This is a genomic window from Janthinobacterium sp. GW460-12-1-14-LB5, from assembly GCF_059423585.1.
On the sequence record NZ_JBWKYD010000025.1, the window covers coordinates 61,142 to 75,476 of the forward strand.

Consider the following 14,335-nt stretch of genomic DNA (forward strand, 5'->3'; position numbering starts at 1 on the left):
TTCGCTGGGAGGCTGGGCGTGGATCAGGACGTGAAGATTACAGAGGCAGTTTGATGAGTTCGTCGACGGCGCCCATGACCTTGTTGCGCACTTGCATCAACATGGAGAAGGACAGGCTCGCTTCCTGGCTGGCCAGCATGGCGCCGACCATGTCGTCGCTCTTGCCGCTGTCGACGTCGCTCATTTTCTGCGCGGCCATGCGGTCGTCGCCGTTGACCTTGCCGATGGCGTCTTTCATGCTTTGCGCAAAGGAGAAGCCGGACTGTTCCGGCGCGCCGAACTGGGCGGCGGGCGCGATGCTGGCGCCCAGGGCGCGCGCGTCATTGCTCAGTGCTGCCAGATCGGCCTTGATCAGACCTGCGAGTTCGTTGCTCATCTTGCCCTCTACTTTCAATATGCGGTGACGTATCAATCAGAAATTACTGGTGTTGCCATTCCGGCAGGCATTACATCCAATGCCATCCTGCCCGGTCCGAGTTGCAGGACCCATCAGTTTTATCAGTTGCCACACCATCCGCTCAAGCAGACTCAAACAAACCCAGCAAACCCACGCCGACATGATTTACATGGCCATGATAACTAATATTTATCTGATAAGAGTTTCTGCTGGTGGCAATAATAAAACTGGAAACTGCCATAAAAACCGGAATCAGGTAAGGGGAATGGCGCACTGCAAATCACTATTTTCTCGCCATAAGCTTACCCGCAGGCAACTATAAAGTAAAGAGAGGATTGTCTCAAGGAATATTGATACATGGCAATATTTGGCGTTTTCATGTATTGTTCAGCACCGTAGTCATCTAGCATGCGATACGATGCGCAATCGTTTGCTTGCATACCGGTAGGCAAGGTCAAGATGATGCTGTATTTAATTTCGGGCGATCCGTATAATTTGTTCTGCCACCGCAATACCGACATGACCACTACATGACAATCATTACCAAGACAGATCAAGCTGCGCGCCATCAAGTCCTCGATTCCTGTCTGCTTGGACGTCCTGTCCATTTGCTGCATGTATTCGGCGCCCAGCTGCGCGACGACCTGGCAGTGGCCTTGCGCCAGCCCATGAGCCGTCGCTACTGGGGTAATTTCCAGATCGACGCCGTGAATTTGTCGCGCGTGGAAAACGAGGACAGCGTGAGTCGCTGGCTGAGTTTTTCCACGCCGGCCAGCCAGACGGGCTTTGCCCTCGAACGGCAGATCCTCTTGAGCGTGCTGAACTATCGCTATGGTAGTGCCGGCGCCAAGGGCGTGCTGCCCGATCCGGCGCAGGTGCGCGTGACGGCCACCGAGGAGCGCCTCGCTGTGGTGCTGGGACAACAGTTGGTGAACAGCTTGTTTACCCGTATCCACAAGAATCTGCAAACGCTGGGCAAAAGCAGCGGCATCGACACCAGTGCCGAGTTCGCCGTGCAGTCGGGCGTGCACCCGGCGCGCGGCAGCTGGATCGTCAGCGTGGCGCTCAGCGACGTCGAGGCAGGGCAGAGCGGCCACTTCTGGTTTTCGCTGGACAAGCGCCTGATGGCCGACGTGCTGCGCGGCTTGCTGCCCGAACGCGCGCAAGCGAAGAAGGCCTTGCGTGGCAGCGTGCGTCCGCTCGCTTCGCGCCTGCAAGTGACGCTGGAAGGCCGCCTCGTCAGCAAGCAGATGCAACTGGGCGCCTTGTTCGACCTGCGCGTGGGCGACGTGATTCCCGTCAGCCTGAGCCGTACTGACGTCATGCTGGACGACTCCCGTTTATTTACAGCTGCTGTTTCCGAACACAAGGGCAAGCTCTGTTTAACCTCATTTGAAGATGTCGAATAATATGAATATGAACGATACCAACCAGAGCGAAACCCTGCTGGAAGACCTGGGCGATGACATGATCATCGACCAGGGCGACGTGTCCGACGTGCCCAGCGGCCGCGCGCGGCGCGACATTCCGCAGATGATGCGCAAGATTCCCGTCACCCTGACCCTGGAAGTGGGCTCGGCCCGCATTTCGCTGGAAGAACTGATGGCCATCGGCCCGGAAAGCGTGATCGAACTCGACATGCTGGCCGGCGAACCGCTGGTGATCAAGGTCAATGGCACGCCGATCGGCCGTGCCGAAGTGGTAGTTGCTGGCGAGAACTATGGCCTCAAGGTCATCGACCTCGACGGCCTCAATCTCGACCTGATGACAGCATGAAGCTGGCGGTACCCGGTTTGAGCCGGCGCCGCGGTGCGCTGGCTGCCGCGCTGGCTGTTCCCGTTCTGATGCTGTGTTGCGCCGCTGCCGGCGCGCAGGACCTGCTGGCCGGCGTGGTGCCGGGCGCGAAGACCGACCTGTCGGTCAAGATGCAGATCCTGGTCGTCATGACCCTGCTCGGGCTGCTGCCCGTGATGGTCATGATGATGACCAGCTTTACCCGCTTCGTCATCGTGCTGTCCCTGCTGCGCCAGGCCCTGGGCCTGCAGCAGGGCTTGCCCAACCGCATCGTCACCGGCATCGCCCTGATCCTGACCCTGCTGGTCATGCGCCCCATCGGTGACCAGGTGTGGAAGGAAGCGTTCGTGCCGTACGACCGCGACCAGATCGGCATGCAGGAAGCGCTGAAGATCGCCGAAGTGCCGATTTCGCGCTTCATGCTGGCGCAGACGAGCAAGGCCGCGCTGGCGCAGATCGCGCACCTGGCCGGCGAGCCGTCGAGCATGCGCCCGCAAGACCACAGCTTCACGGTCAAGCTGGCTGCGTTTGTCTTGTCCGAACTCAAGACGGCTTTCCAGATCGGCTGTATGCTGTTCATACCGTTCCTCATCATCGATCTGGTGGTGGCGTCCGTGCTGATGGCGATGGGCATGATGATGCTGTCGCCGCTGGTGATTTCGCTGCCGTTCAAGCTGCTGCTGTTCGTGCTGGTCGACGGCTGGACCCTGACCGTCAACACGCTGGTTACCAGCATACAGGGCTATTGATCCATGTTTACCCCTGAAGTCGCCGTTGACCTGATCATCGAGGCCTTGCATGTCGTGATGTTGCTGGTGGTAATCCTGGTCGTCCCGGGTTTGCTCATGGGCTTGCTGGTCGCGCTGGTGCAGGCGGCCACCTCGATCAATGAGCAGACCATGAGTTTCCTGCCGCGCCTGCTGGTCACCCTGCTGGCCCTGATCCTGGCCGGACGCTGGATGGCCGGTTACCTGATGGATTATTGCGTGTCCATTTTTCAGCGCGCCGCCACCCTGGTCGGATAGCGCCACGCGCCATGGATCAGATTTTCAATCAGGTGCTGCCGTTTCTGCTGGCCGTGTGGTGGCCGTTCTGCCGCATCCTGGCCATGCTCAGCGCCTCGCCCGTGATCGGCGACGCCATGGTGCCAGTCCCCGTGCGGGTGCTGCTGTCGCTGGTGCTGGCGATCCTGATGCTGCCCGTGATGCAGGCGTCGGGCGTCTCGCAGGAACTGCTGAAAATCGATCCGTTTTCCCTGCACGCCCTCGTCGCCACCCTGGAGCAGGCCATCGTCGGCTTCGTCCTGGGCCTGGCTTTTCACTTCGCCATGTCCGTCATGTCGGTGCTCGGCTATCTGGTGTCGAGCCAGGTGGGCTTTTCCATGGCCGTCATGAACGATCCGCTCAACGGCACCTCGTCGGACGTGATCACGGGTTTGCTCACCATCATGTGCATGATCGTGTTTTTCGCCATTGACGGCCACCTCGTGCTGACGGGCGTGATCGGCGCCAGTTTCACGGCCTGGCCCGTGGGGCAGGGCTACGGCCCGCTGCTGCTGCAGACGGTGGCGTATAACGTGGCGTGGATCTTCGCCGCCGCCATACTGCTGGCCTTGCCCATCGTCTTTTCCACCATGGTGGTGCAGCTCGGTTTTGGCTTCCTGAACCGCGTGGCGCCGTCGCTGAACCTGTTTTCGCTGGGCTTTTCCATGATTACCATGTTCGGCCTGCTGATGCTGACGCAGATCGTGCGCTTTATCCCGGAACACTATGTCGCCATGACCAACCGCGTGCTCGATATGATCCAGGAACAGATGCGGGTGGCCCATGGCGGATAGCAGCACGGGCGACAAGACAGAAAAGGCGTCAGCCCAGAAGCTGAAGAAATCGCGCCAGGAAGGGCAGGTGGTGCGTTCGCGCGACCTGTCGACGGCGCTGGGCATCCTGATCAGCATGAAGGTCTTCATTTATTTGCTGCCGAGCTATCTGGCGAGCTTTCGCGAGCTGTTCGCCATGGCTTTCATGCCGCTCGACAGCAAGGGCGCGCTGGAGAATGCCATGTCGATGGCGTTTACGACGTCGGTGGGCTTGCTGATCAAGATGATCGTGCCGCTGTTCTGCGTGCCGTTGTTTGTTGTGCTCGGCTCATTGATCCCTGGCGGCTGGGTCGTCAGCACGAAGAACTGGATGCCGAAGATGGAGCGCCTGAGCCCGGCCAAGAACCTGGGCCGCCTGGTGTCGCCCAAGCATGGCTTTGAATTCGGCTTGTCCATCGCCAAGGCCGCCGTGCTGGGCATGGTGCTGGTGCACGTCAGCCGCTCCAGCCTGATGCAGTACGTGGACCTGCAACACCGGCCCCTGCAGCAAGCCATGCTCGATGGTTCCGCGCTGATGCTTGACGGCCTGATGGCGCTCATTTCCGTCTTTGTCCTGTTTGCCATCATCGACGTGCCGGCGCAGGCGTTTTTCTTTGCCCGCAACCAGCGCATGAGCAAGCAGGACGTCAAGGAAGAGCATAAAAGCAGTGAAGGGCGGCCCGAAGTGCGCCAGCGCATCCGCCAGCTGCAGCAGCAGATCGGCCGGCGCAGCGTGCGCAAGACCGTGCCCGACGCCGACGTGGTGATCGTCAATCCCGAGCATTACGCCGTCGCGTTGAAGTATGACCAGGACCGCGCCGAGGCGCCGTTTGTCGTTGCCAAGGGCGTCGACGAGATGGCGCTGTATATCCGGCAAGTGGCGAAGGAACACCATATTGAAACGCTGGAGTTGCCGCCGCTGGCGCGCGCCATCTACAACACCAGCCAGGTGCAGCAGCAGATTCCCGTGCAGCTGTACCAGGCCGTGTCGCAGGTACTTAACTACATCCTGCAATTGAAAGCATTCCGGTCCGGGCAGCGTGCTGCCCAGCCCGTATTACCCACCGAGATGGCCGTGCCATCTCATCTGAGCGAGGTCGTACCGCCATGAATTTCCTGAACCGGTTGGTTGCCGAAATGCGCCGCCACAAGTTCGCCACGCCGCTGTTCCTGCTGGTGATCCTGGCAATGATCATCCTGCCGCTGCCGCCCGTGCTGCTCGATATCTTGTTCACTTTCAATATCGTGCTGGCACTGATCGTCATCCTCGTCAGCGTGTCGGCCAAGCGGCCGCTCGATTTCTCCGTCTTCCCGACGGTGATCCTGGCCACCACCATGCTCAGGCTGACCCTCAACGTGGCGTCGACGCGCGTGGTGCTGCTGCACGGCCATACGGGCGCGGACGCGGCCGGTAAGGTGATCGAGGCCTTCGGTAACGTGGTGATCGGCGGTAACTTCGTCGTCGGTATCGTCGTCTTCGTGATCTTGATGATCATCAACTTCGCCGTCGTCACCAAGGGTGCCGAGCGCATTTCGGAAGTGTCCGCGCGCTTTACCCTCGACGCCTTGCCGGGCAAGCAGATGGCCATCGACGCCGACCTGAACGCCGGCCTGATCAACCAGGAAAAAGCCCAGATCCGTCGCAAGGACGTGGCCGCCGAAGCGGATTTCTACGGCGCCATGGACGGCGCGTCGAAGTTCGTGCGCGGCGATGCCGTCGCCAGTATCTTGATTTTGATCATCAATATGGTCGGCGGCGTGGCCATCGGCTCGCTGATGCACGACCTGTCGTTCGGCGATGCTTTCCGTCAATATGCACTGCTGACCATCGGCGATGGCCTGGTGGCGCAGATCCCGGCGCTGCTGCTGTCGGCCGCGGCCGCCATCCTGGTGACCCGCATCAGCGATTCGGGCGACTTCGAACAGCAGGTGGCGGGCCAGGTGCTGACTTCGCCAACGGTGATCTTCAGCGCGGCCGGCATGATGGTGGCGCTGGCCCTGATCCCGGGCATGCCGTGGTTCATGTTCATGACCTTCGCGGCCGTACTGGCCTTCGTGGCCTGGCGCTTGACCAAGCGCGTGAAGGGACCGGACGCGGCCGGCATGGCGGCCATCGAGGCGGCCTTGCGCGACGAGCGCCCGGCAGAGCTGGAATGGCAGCAGCTGCCGGCCGTGCAACCGCTGATGGTGATGCTCGGCTATAAGCTGGTGGGCATGGTTGATAAAACGCAAGGCGAACCATTGAACAAGCGCGTCAAGGGCGTGCGCCAGAGCCTGTCCGAGGCGATGGGCTTGCTGCTGCCGAACATCGGCGTGCGTGACGACCTGGCCTTGAAGCCGTCGCAATACGCGATCGTGCTGTCGGGCACGGTGGTGGCGCAGGCGGAAGTGCAGGCCGACCGCCTGATGGCGATTCCGTCGCCGAACGTGTATGGCCAGCTCGACGGCATTCCCGGCATCGAGCCCGCCTACGGCATGCCCGTCACGTGGATCGAACCGGGCGAAAAGGCGCATGCGCTGGGCCTCGGCTACCAGGTCATCGAGGCGCCCAGCGTGATCGCCACGCACTTGTCGAAAATGGTGCGCGAATACTTGCCGGAACTGTTCCGCCACGAAGACGTCTCGAACCTGATGGAGCGCCTGACAGCCCTGTCGCCGAAGCTGGCCGGCGCGCTGGACAAGGCGCTGACGCACACGCAGATGCTGCGCGTATTCCGTGTCTTGCTGGCGGAAAACGTGTCCCTGAAGGATATCGTGCCCATCGCCACCACCTTGCTCGACAGTTCGGAAACCACCAAGGATCCGATTTTGCTGGCGGCCGAGGTGCGCTGCGCGTTGCGGCGCCAGATCGTCAGCGGCCTGTTTGGCCAGAAGATGGAAATGCAGGCGTTTAATCTGGGCGGCGAGCTGGAAAACATGCTGCTCGGTTCGCTGAACCAGGCGCGCCAGTCGGGCAAGGTAACATTGGATAATTATCCGATCGACCCGCATTTGCTGTCGCAGTTGCAAGTGAACATGCCGGTGGCGCGCGAGCAGATGAAGCAGCAGGCCACGCCGCCGCTGCTGCTGGTGCTGCCGCAGATCCGTCCGCTGCTGGCCCGCTACGCGCGCCTGTTCGCGCCGGGCCTGCATGTGCTGTCGTATAACGAAATTCCGGAAAACCGCGAAGTGAGCATCATCGGCACGGTGGGATAAACCGGGGCAATAACAAAAACGGCGCTTCGGGCGCCGTTTTTATTGTGCTGTATCAATCCTGCTCGTCGATGGGCGGCAGCAAATCCTGCTCCGGCGCTGCCGGCCCGGCCAGCAGCAGCACTTCATTTTCCTGGCTGTCCGCCGCCGCGTCGCCATAGTCGTAGCCGAGCGGCGCCGCCACTTCCTTCGAGACGATGATGGTTTCCTCTTCGGCCATGTCCGCGGGGGCTGCGGGCGCATCGGGATCGGCTGCCGCTTCCGCTTCCGGCTGCGTCAGCAGCAGCGCCACTTCGGCCATGGCGCGGAACAGGGCCAGCGACAGCGCTGCGGCGCCCGCCTGCATCGGGTAATTGCCGTGCATGCGCTGGGCATGCAGCTGGCGGTTCAGGCGGCAGCGCACCACGCGCAGGCCGGCGCGCCGCACGGCGTCGGCGATCCCGGGCAGGGCCAGGCGCAGATGGCGCAAGGCGGCTTCCTCGTCGGCGGCCAGCTCCAGCAGCACGCCGTCGCCGGACGGCTCCATCTGGATCACGACCCGGCCGATGCCGATGATGATCAGTTCGACGCGCAGCGCCACCTTGCCGCGCCGCCTCGGCGTTGCATCCTCATCCTCGTCGCTGGCCAGCACGCGCAGCAGCAGGCGCTGGCCGCCCCAGCCATACACGGCAAAGCGCCACGCTTCGCTGTCGACCGTCAACGGTGGACGGGCGCCTTCGCGCAGCAGGGCCGGTTGCTGCTCGGCCATGAAGAGGTTGCCCGGCACGTGCTGGCCGCGCGCCTGTTCCTGCAGGGCGGCATATTGCTCGCCATACGTCTTGACCATCACGCGCCACGAGGCGGCCAGCTGCGCCGCGGAGGGCGGCTGCCAGACCAGCTGGCGCGTGAAGAACAATTGATTGACCTGCATGGCGCTGCTGTCGCGCGGCATGGCGCCGCCCGTACCGTCGGCGTTCGGCTTGATGAGGGACGCCAGGCTGTCCTGGCCCGGCTGTTGCAGCTGGGCGGGCAGGGTGCCGGCGTCGGGCGCGGGCGCCATGTAGGGGCCGATGGGCACCAGCGGCTGCACCACGCCAGGCGTCATCGGTGTCGCCGGGCTGACGTCAAGGCGCTGGGTAATCAGGGGCACAGGATTGCCCGATGAAATGCGGTCTATCGCCATGCCATTGCTTCCTGCTCATACATATTCATCCGATCCGCCATCGCGCCCTGCCAGTAACTATTGTAGTAAAGAAAGAATCAGCTTGCTCATGCTCTGGCTTTGCTTGAGCATTGCCGTGCTCGCTTGCAGCAGCATTTGCGCCGAGGTCATGTTGGCGCTTTCAGCCGCGTAATCGACATCCATGATGCGGCCGATGGCGGCCCTGGTGTGGGTGATCATGTTGGACAGGTTATTGTAGACGTGGCCGAGCCGGTTCGCGGTGGCGCCCAGCGCCGAGCGCACGCTGCCCACCTTGTCGACGGCCGCTGCCAGCAGGTCGATGATGCCGTTGGCACTGTTGTTGCTGGCAAATTCGCTGCCGGGCGTGGCGCCGGGCGCGAAATTGGCCGAGATCGCCTGCAATGCCGCATCCAGGCTGCTCATGTCGCCCGCCACGCTGAACTGCATGGTCTCGCTGCCGGTGGCGCCGATCTGGAACGTCATGGCTTGCGACAGGGTGCCCTTGCCGGCGCTGCCGTTGCCCAGCAATAAAGTGCCGCCGTAGCGGGTATTCGTCATCACGTTGTACAGCTCGGCGCCCAGCGCATCGTATTCGCCCTGCATGGCGTCGCGGTCTTTCTGGTTCGACGAGGCGTCCGCTGCCTGGGTGGCCAGGTCTTTCATGCGCACCAGCATGGTGGTGACTTCGCCAAACGCGCCTTCGGCCGTTTGCAGCAGCGAGGTGCTGTTTTGCGTGTTGCGCATGGCCACCGCCATGCCGCTGGTCTGGGCGCTCAGCCTGGTGGCGATCTGCAAGCCGGCCGCGTCGTCCATGGCCGAGTTGATGCGAAAGCCCGTGGAGAGGCGCGTCATCGAGGTCGACAGCATTTGCTGCGCCCAGCCCATGGCCCGCTGGGCAGACAGTGCGGCAGTATTGGTATGAATGCTCAGCACGTGGCGGCTCCGGTAGGCGATTGTTCGGTGTTCTACCTTGTACAGGCGACTATGCCGGCAACATCGTTAAATATAATGGCAATTTAGTCAAATATGCCGGGAATGCATGCAACCGCAGGCGAAAAAAAAGCCAGACCGGAGTCTGGCTTCGATAGATAGGCCGCGCGCGGCCAAGTCCATATTATTGCAGCAGGGACATGACCATCGAGGACATGCTGTTGCTTTGTTTCAGCATCGCGGTGCCAGCTTGCAGCAGCATTTGCGACGACGTCATGTTCGAGCTTTCGGTAGCGAAGTCGGTGTCCATGATGCGGCCGGTAGCGGCTTTGGTGTTGGTGGCGATGTTCGACAAGTTGGTGTTGACGTGGTCCAGACGGTTAGCCGTCGCGCCCAGTGCCGAACGCAGCGTGCTGACGCTGTCGATGGCGGTAGCCAGCAGGCCGATGTTGGCGTTGGCGTTGGACGTCAGTTCCGTTGCGCCTGTCGCAGCGGCGCTCGAGAAGTTCGCGCTCAGGCCGGTCAGGGCTGCGTTCAGCGTGCTCAGATTGCCGGAAACGTCGAAAGTCATTTTTTCGGTCGAGCTTGCACCGATCTGGAAGGTCATCGAGGTCGACAGCGTGCCGTCAGCTGCAGCGCTACCTTTGCCCAGCAACTTGGTGCCGCCGAACGTGGTGTTGGTCATGACGTTGTACAGCTCTTGGCCCAATGCATTATATTCAGCTTGCATTGCGGTCTTGTCGTTTGCGGTCGACGAAGCATCGGCTGCCTGGGTGGCCAGATCTTTCATGCGCACCAGCATGTTGGTCACTTCGGCGAATGCGCCTTCGGCCGTTTGCAGCATCGAGGTGCTGTTTTGCGTGTTGTTCATCGCAACGGTCATGCCGCTGGTTTGTGCTTTCAGGCGGGTTGCGATTTGCAGGCCGGCAGCGTCATCCATTGCCGAATTGATGCGGAAGCCGGTGCTCAGGCGCGTCATCGAAGTCGACAGCTTGGATTGGGTATTCGTGATCGAATTTTGTGCCGACAGGGAAGCAGCGTTGGTGTGAAGGCTCAGCATGGTGTCATTCCTAATTTAGTGGTTACGGTGAGGAGCGACGTTTATCTGCTCCTATCAGTACAAGACGACCGTCCAGGCAGCTTAATTAAATGCTTTAAGGAAATTTTTGAAAATATTTTCAAAAATAGTGCGGTACAGGCTATTTTCCAGCGATTGCGCCGCAAACTCGATGCGAGCTGACTGGGTGTATCGCTCAATCGCCTGCGGCGGCAAGCAGGCAGGCGCGGAAATGCGCGATTTTCTCTTCATCGCTGGACAGGATGCCAAAGCGCGTGTTGTCGGCGGCATCTTTGGCGATGCGCTTGCAGATGGCATGATCTTCATCAAATACCTGCCGGTTCATGCGCGCGCTGGAATCGAAAAAATTTTGCAGCGCGGCCGCACTGGATGGATGGACGGCGCCATTGAGCAGGCGGCTGGAAAAGTGCGTGCGCCACGGCTGCGCGGACGGGAAGAAGTGCTGCAGCGAGTAGGAATACGAGTAGGTCGACGAGAGCATGGTAAATGGAAACAGATACAGGCTCTGGTAGCCTTCGTATTGCTGGTCCAGCTGGAACAGGCGTTTGATGGAGCGCAACTTTTTCGCCATGGGGGCGTTGCCCAGTTCCGCCTGCCACACGGAGGTCCACGGCGTAAAGTGGTTGCTGCCATCGCCGAGTTGCAATTCCGCCAGTGATTCGGGATGGACGAAAGGCACGTGCAGCGGTTCCAGCGCATTTTCCAGCGCGATGCGCCAGTCGCACTCATATATATAGGCGTTCACATCGCTGCGGCCCGCGATGTTGAAGGAAATATCGGCCAGCAGCGCGTAGGTGTCGCCCAGCTGTTCGTCCAGCGTCATGCGCGGCGCGGGGGCGGCGAACAGGAAGTCGGCGCACCAGTCCAGTTGCAGCGTGTGCAGCTTTGCGTTGTCCAGTTCGTTTTGCGCATAGCGTTCGCGGCAGGGAATATGCATGGTGCCGGCGCGGTAGGACCAGCCGTGGTAGGGGCAGGCCAGCGGCGCGTTGCCATGCGTTTCCGTGAAAAAACGCGTGCCGCGGTGCGGGCACAAATTGTCGAAGGCCAGCAGATTGCCCTGGTCGTTATACACGACCACTTCTTCGCCCAGCCATTCGAGTTTGAGATAGTCGCCGCTGGACGGCAGTTCGCTGCGATGGCACAGCAGGTGCCAGAAGCCGTCGCGTAATTGTTGTGCTTGTTGCATGGGATTCATAAGGTCTTGGCCGGTTGGGCATATACGGTGGCGCCATCGGCGACGCGGCGCATCACCACGGCGCCAGCGCCGACGGTGGCGCGTTCGCCGACGGCGACGCGCGGCAGGACGGAGGCGCCCGAACCCACCATCACTGCCGCGCCCAGGCGCACGGCGCCCGTGATGTCAACGTGCGAACTGAGCGTGCAGCCCTTGCCCAGCACGGCGTCATGTCCGACGCTGGAGTAGCTGTTGATGGTGACGAAGTCGCCCACGTCGCTGCCGGCCGAGACCAGGGCGAATGGGCACACGACCAGGCCCTGTCCCAGGCGGGCCGTGCGCGCCACGATGGCGCTCGGGTGGATCAGCGTGTGGAAGCGCGCGCCGCGCGCCGCCAGTTCTTCCGCGATGCGCAGCTTGGCTTGCGGCGCGCCGATCGCCAGCAGCAGCGCGTCGCCGGGGGCCGGTTGATATTGCTGAATGCTGCCGAGCACCGGATAAGCATAGTCGGCGTCCAGCGCGGGCATGGCGGGCATGGTGTCGTCCAGCAAGCCGGCGATGCGCTCGCTGGCGGGATCGAGACTGTCTTCCAGCCAGCACAGCAGTTCACGGGCAAAGCGGCCGGCGCCGACGACGATGATGTTTTTCATGTAATTTCCAGTAGATGATCGGGCAGATGGACGTGTCGCTTCAGCGCGCCAGGTAGCCGCCGTCGACGGCCCAGGTGGCGCCGCTGACCCAGCGTCCCGCCGGCGACAGCAGGAAGGCCGCCGTTTGCGCGATATCATCGCTGTTGCCGAAACCCAAGGGGTGGCGCTGCTGGTAGGCTTGCATCGCTTCATCGGGCAAGCCGCGCATCAGGCGCGCATGCATTTCAGTGGCGACGGCGCCGGCGGCAATGCTGTTGACGCGCATCGCGCGCGGTGCCAGTTCCACGGCCAGTGCGCGCACGAGGCCGTCGATGGCGGCCTTGGCCGCCGAATACACGCTCATGCCCGACTGGCCGCTCTGGCCCGCCACCGACGACATGAACAACAGCGCCGCGCCATCGCGCATCACGCCGCGCAGGGCAGCCGCGCGCGCCAGCGCCAGTGCCGTCTTCACGCTGGAATCGAAGACGTCGTCAAATTGTTGCTCCTTCGATAGCTTTACGGGGCGCAGCAGTTCCACGCCCGCGGCGTGGAAGAGGCCGGAAAACGGCCGCTCTTCGCTGACCCGTTTCATGAAGTCGACGATGTGGTCGCCGCCATCGAGTGTCAGCGTTTCGGCCACGTGGCCGTCGCCGGGCAGCGCCTGCAAGGTCTGCTCCAGGCGCTGTGCGTCGCGGCCCGTGATCAGCAACTGGGCGCCGCAGCGCGCCAGCAGCAGCGCCGTATCGCGGCCGATGCCGGACGACGCGCCGGTAACGAGAATACGCTGGCCGGCGAGCATGTCGGAAGTAAATATCATGGGATCAGATTTCTATCAGGCGGTTGACGCGCAGCGACCCGAGATTGAGCAGGGCGGCCGACCAGGAATAGCCGACGCCGAAGCCGAACATGGCCACGTTCTTGCCTTGCGCGTGTGCTCCGAGGCTGGTGCAGATCAGCAGCGGAATCGAGGCGCTCGAGGTATTGCCATAGCGGTCCATATTGATGGGCGCGCGTTCGGGCGGCAGCTTGGTCTTCTTGATAATGTGCTTGAGCATGAAGGTATTGGCCTGGTGGAACAGAAAAGCATCGATCTGTTCCGCCTGGCGTCCGGAAAAATGCAGCAGGTCGGCTACCAGCGGCGGGATGTTCTTCAGCGTGAAATTGAAGATTTCGCCGCCATCCATGTACAGCTTGGCCGCATCGCGCTGCGCCAGGCGCGCATCGTCGCCGAGGTAGGGGCGGCAGGCGCTGGCGGCCATCATCAGGTGGCGCTCGCCGCTGCCGTCGCTGCCGAGGATGAAGTGGCTGGGTGTCGCCGCGGGGTCGAATTCCAGCGCGCTGGCCGTGCCTGCGTCGCCAAACAGCAGCGCCGTGGCGCGGTCGCTGTCGTCGACCGTCTTGCTGATGGTGTCGCCCACCAGCAGCAGCACGCGCCCGATGGCCTGGCCGTCGAGCATCCGCGATGCCAGCCACAGGCCGTAAGCGTAGGCCGAGCAGCCCAGGTTGACGTCGAACGCCACGCAAGCCTTGTGCAGGCCCAGACGGCCATGCAGCGCGCAGGCGGTAGCCGGCAGCACATAATCGGGGGTTTGCGAGATGAAAATCAGCGCATCGACGCTGTCGCGTTCCCAGCCCAGGTCGGCCAGCAGGGTTTCCGCCGCCGCCTGGCACAGGTCGGCCGTGGTCTGTCCTTCCGGCGCGCGGCGGCGCGACTGCACGCCGATCATCTTGCTCACGTCGGCCACGCCGGCGGCGCCAAAGCGCTCCTCGAACGCGGCATTGTGGATTTCCGTGCGCGGCAAGGCGCAGACGACGCCCCCCAAGGCAAGGTGCGCGGCGGTAAACGGCAAACCCGAAGCGAGGCGCAGGCTGGACATGTTCAGGCCTTGACGGTGATCAATGCCAGCACGTCGGCCATGGTAACGCACTGCGCCAGGGCCTGGCCATCGAGCATCTGGTCGAACAGGTCGTCAACCAGTGCGATGGTGGAAATGATGGCCAGCGAATCCCAGGCATAGTCGCCCAGGTTCAGCTGCGGGCCGATCTTGTCGGCGTCGATTTCCAGGATGTCGGCCATGCCGTTGAAAAATTCTTGCATAATCATTTCTTTCGGAATAAGTA

At 62.1% G+C, this 14,335-nt stretch carries 16 protein-coding genes; 7 read left to right on the forward strand and 9 right to left on the reverse strand.

The window, feature by feature from the left end:
* Window positions 1-37 precede the first annotated feature (37 nt).
* Window positions 38-376, reverse strand: coding sequence for a flagellar hook-basal body complex protein FliE (gene fliE, locus AC07X6_RS23035; protein WP_034787870.1), 339 nt, complete (start codon window positions 374-376; stop codon window positions 38-40).
* Between the two features lie 551 nt (window positions 377-927).
* Here fliE and AC07X6_RS23040 point away from each other — a divergent pair.
* The 7 genes from AC07X6_RS23040 to AC07X6_RS23070 are packed head-to-tail and all read left to right on the forward strand — an operon-like array spanning window position 928 to window position 7,241.
* Window positions 928-1,806, forward strand: coding sequence for a FliM/FliN family flagellar motor switch protein (locus tag AC07X6_RS23040; RefSeq protein WP_494792518.1), 879 nt, complete (start codon window positions 928-930; stop codon window positions 1,804-1,806).
* Between the two features lies 1 nt (window position 1,807).
* A complete protein-coding gene (locus AC07X6_RS23045) occupies window positions 1,808-2,173 on the forward strand; it encodes a FliM/FliN family flagellar motor switch protein (protein WP_230541901.1) in 366 nt (121 codons plus the stop codon).
* Complete coding sequence (gene fliP / locus AC07X6_RS23050) at window positions 2,170-2,940, forward strand: flagellar type III secretion system pore protein FliP (protein ID WP_230541902.1); 771 nt, start codon at window positions 2,170-2,172, stop codon at window positions 2,938-2,940. Before AC07X6_RS23045 ends, fliP begins: the two co-directional genes overlap by 4 nt.
* A gap of 3 nt (window positions 2,941-2,943) precedes the next feature.
* The gene (locus AC07X6_RS23055; RefSeq protein ID WP_034757874.1) at window positions 2,944-3,216 is read left to right on the forward strand and encodes a flagellar biosynthetic protein FliQ; all 273 of its coding nucleotides are present in this window, start codon (window positions 2,944-2,946) and stop codon (window positions 3,214-3,216) included.
* An 11-nt stretch (window positions 3,217-3,227) separates the two neighbouring features.
* Entirely contained in the window at window positions 3,228-4,028 is an 801-nt protein-coding gene (locus AC07X6_RS23060; RefSeq protein WP_494792519.1) for a flagellar biosynthetic protein FliR, read from the forward strand.
* Entirely contained in the window at window positions 4,018-5,157 is a 1,140-nt protein-coding gene (locus AC07X6_RS23065) for an EscU/YscU/HrcU family type III secretion system export apparatus switch protein (protein WP_230541904.1), read from the forward strand. The genes AC07X6_RS23060 and AC07X6_RS23065 overlap by 11 nt, the downstream gene beginning before the upstream one ends.
* On the forward strand, window positions 5,154-7,241 hold the full coding sequence (locus AC07X6_RS23070; RefSeq protein ID WP_230541905.1) for a flagellar biosynthesis protein FlhA: 2,088 nt from the start codon (window positions 5,154-5,156) through the stop codon (window positions 7,239-7,241). Before AC07X6_RS23065 ends, AC07X6_RS23070 begins: the two co-directional genes overlap by 4 nt.
* Before the next feature lie 52 nt (window positions 7,242-7,293).
* On the opposite strand, the gene AC07X6_RS23075 is transcribed toward AC07X6_RS23070, so the two are convergent.
* The 8 genes from AC07X6_RS23075 to AC07X6_RS23110 all read right to left on the reverse strand — a co-directional run bounded on the left by AC07X6_RS23075 (window position 7,294) and on the right by AC07X6_RS23110 (window position 14,312).
* On the reverse strand, window positions 7,294-8,400 hold the full coding sequence (locus tag AC07X6_RS23075) for a hypothetical protein (RefSeq protein ID WP_494792520.1): 1,107 nt from the start codon (window positions 8,398-8,400) through the stop codon (window positions 7,294-7,296).
* Between the two features lie 57 nt (window positions 8,401-8,457).
* On the reverse strand, window positions 8,458-9,333 hold the full coding sequence (locus AC07X6_RS23080) for a flagellin N-terminal helical domain-containing protein (protein WP_494792521.1): 876 nt from the start codon (window positions 9,331-9,333) through the stop codon (window positions 8,458-8,460).
* A gap of 181 nt (window positions 9,334-9,514) precedes the next feature.
* Window positions 9,515-10,390, reverse strand: a complete 876-nt coding sequence (locus AC07X6_RS23085) for a flagellin N-terminal helical domain-containing protein (RefSeq protein ID WP_230541908.1) — start codon at window positions 10,388-10,390, stop codon at window positions 9,515-9,517.
* A 193-nt stretch (window positions 10,391-10,583) separates the two neighbouring features.
* Window positions 10,584-11,594, reverse strand: coding sequence for a Rieske 2Fe-2S domain-containing protein (locus AC07X6_RS23090; protein WP_494792522.1), 1,011 nt, complete (start codon window positions 11,592-11,594; stop codon window positions 10,584-10,586).
* A gap of 5 nt (window positions 11,595-11,599) precedes the next feature.
* Window positions 11,600-12,232 carry an acetyltransferase gene (locus AC07X6_RS23095; RefSeq protein ID WP_494792523.1) on the reverse strand — a complete coding sequence of 211 codons (633 nt, stop codon included), beginning with the start codon at window positions 12,230-12,232 and terminating at the stop codon, window positions 11,600-11,602.
* Window positions 12,233-12,272: 40 nt separating this feature from the next.
* A complete protein-coding gene (locus tag AC07X6_RS23100) occupies window positions 12,273-13,028 on the reverse strand; it encodes an SDR family NAD(P)-dependent oxidoreductase (RefSeq protein ID WP_494792529.1) in 756 nt (251 codons plus the stop codon).
* Between the two features lie 7 nt (window positions 13,029-13,035).
* A complete protein-coding gene (locus AC07X6_RS23105) occupies window positions 13,036-14,091 on the reverse strand; it encodes a ketoacyl-ACP synthase III (protein WP_494792524.1) in 1,056 nt (351 codons plus the stop codon).
* Between the two features lie 2 nt (window positions 14,092-14,093).
* Entirely contained in the window at window positions 14,094-14,312 is a 219-nt protein-coding gene (locus AC07X6_RS23110) for a phosphopantetheine-binding protein (RefSeq protein ID WP_230541912.1), read from the reverse strand.
* Window positions 14,313-14,335: the final 23 nt, after the last annotated feature.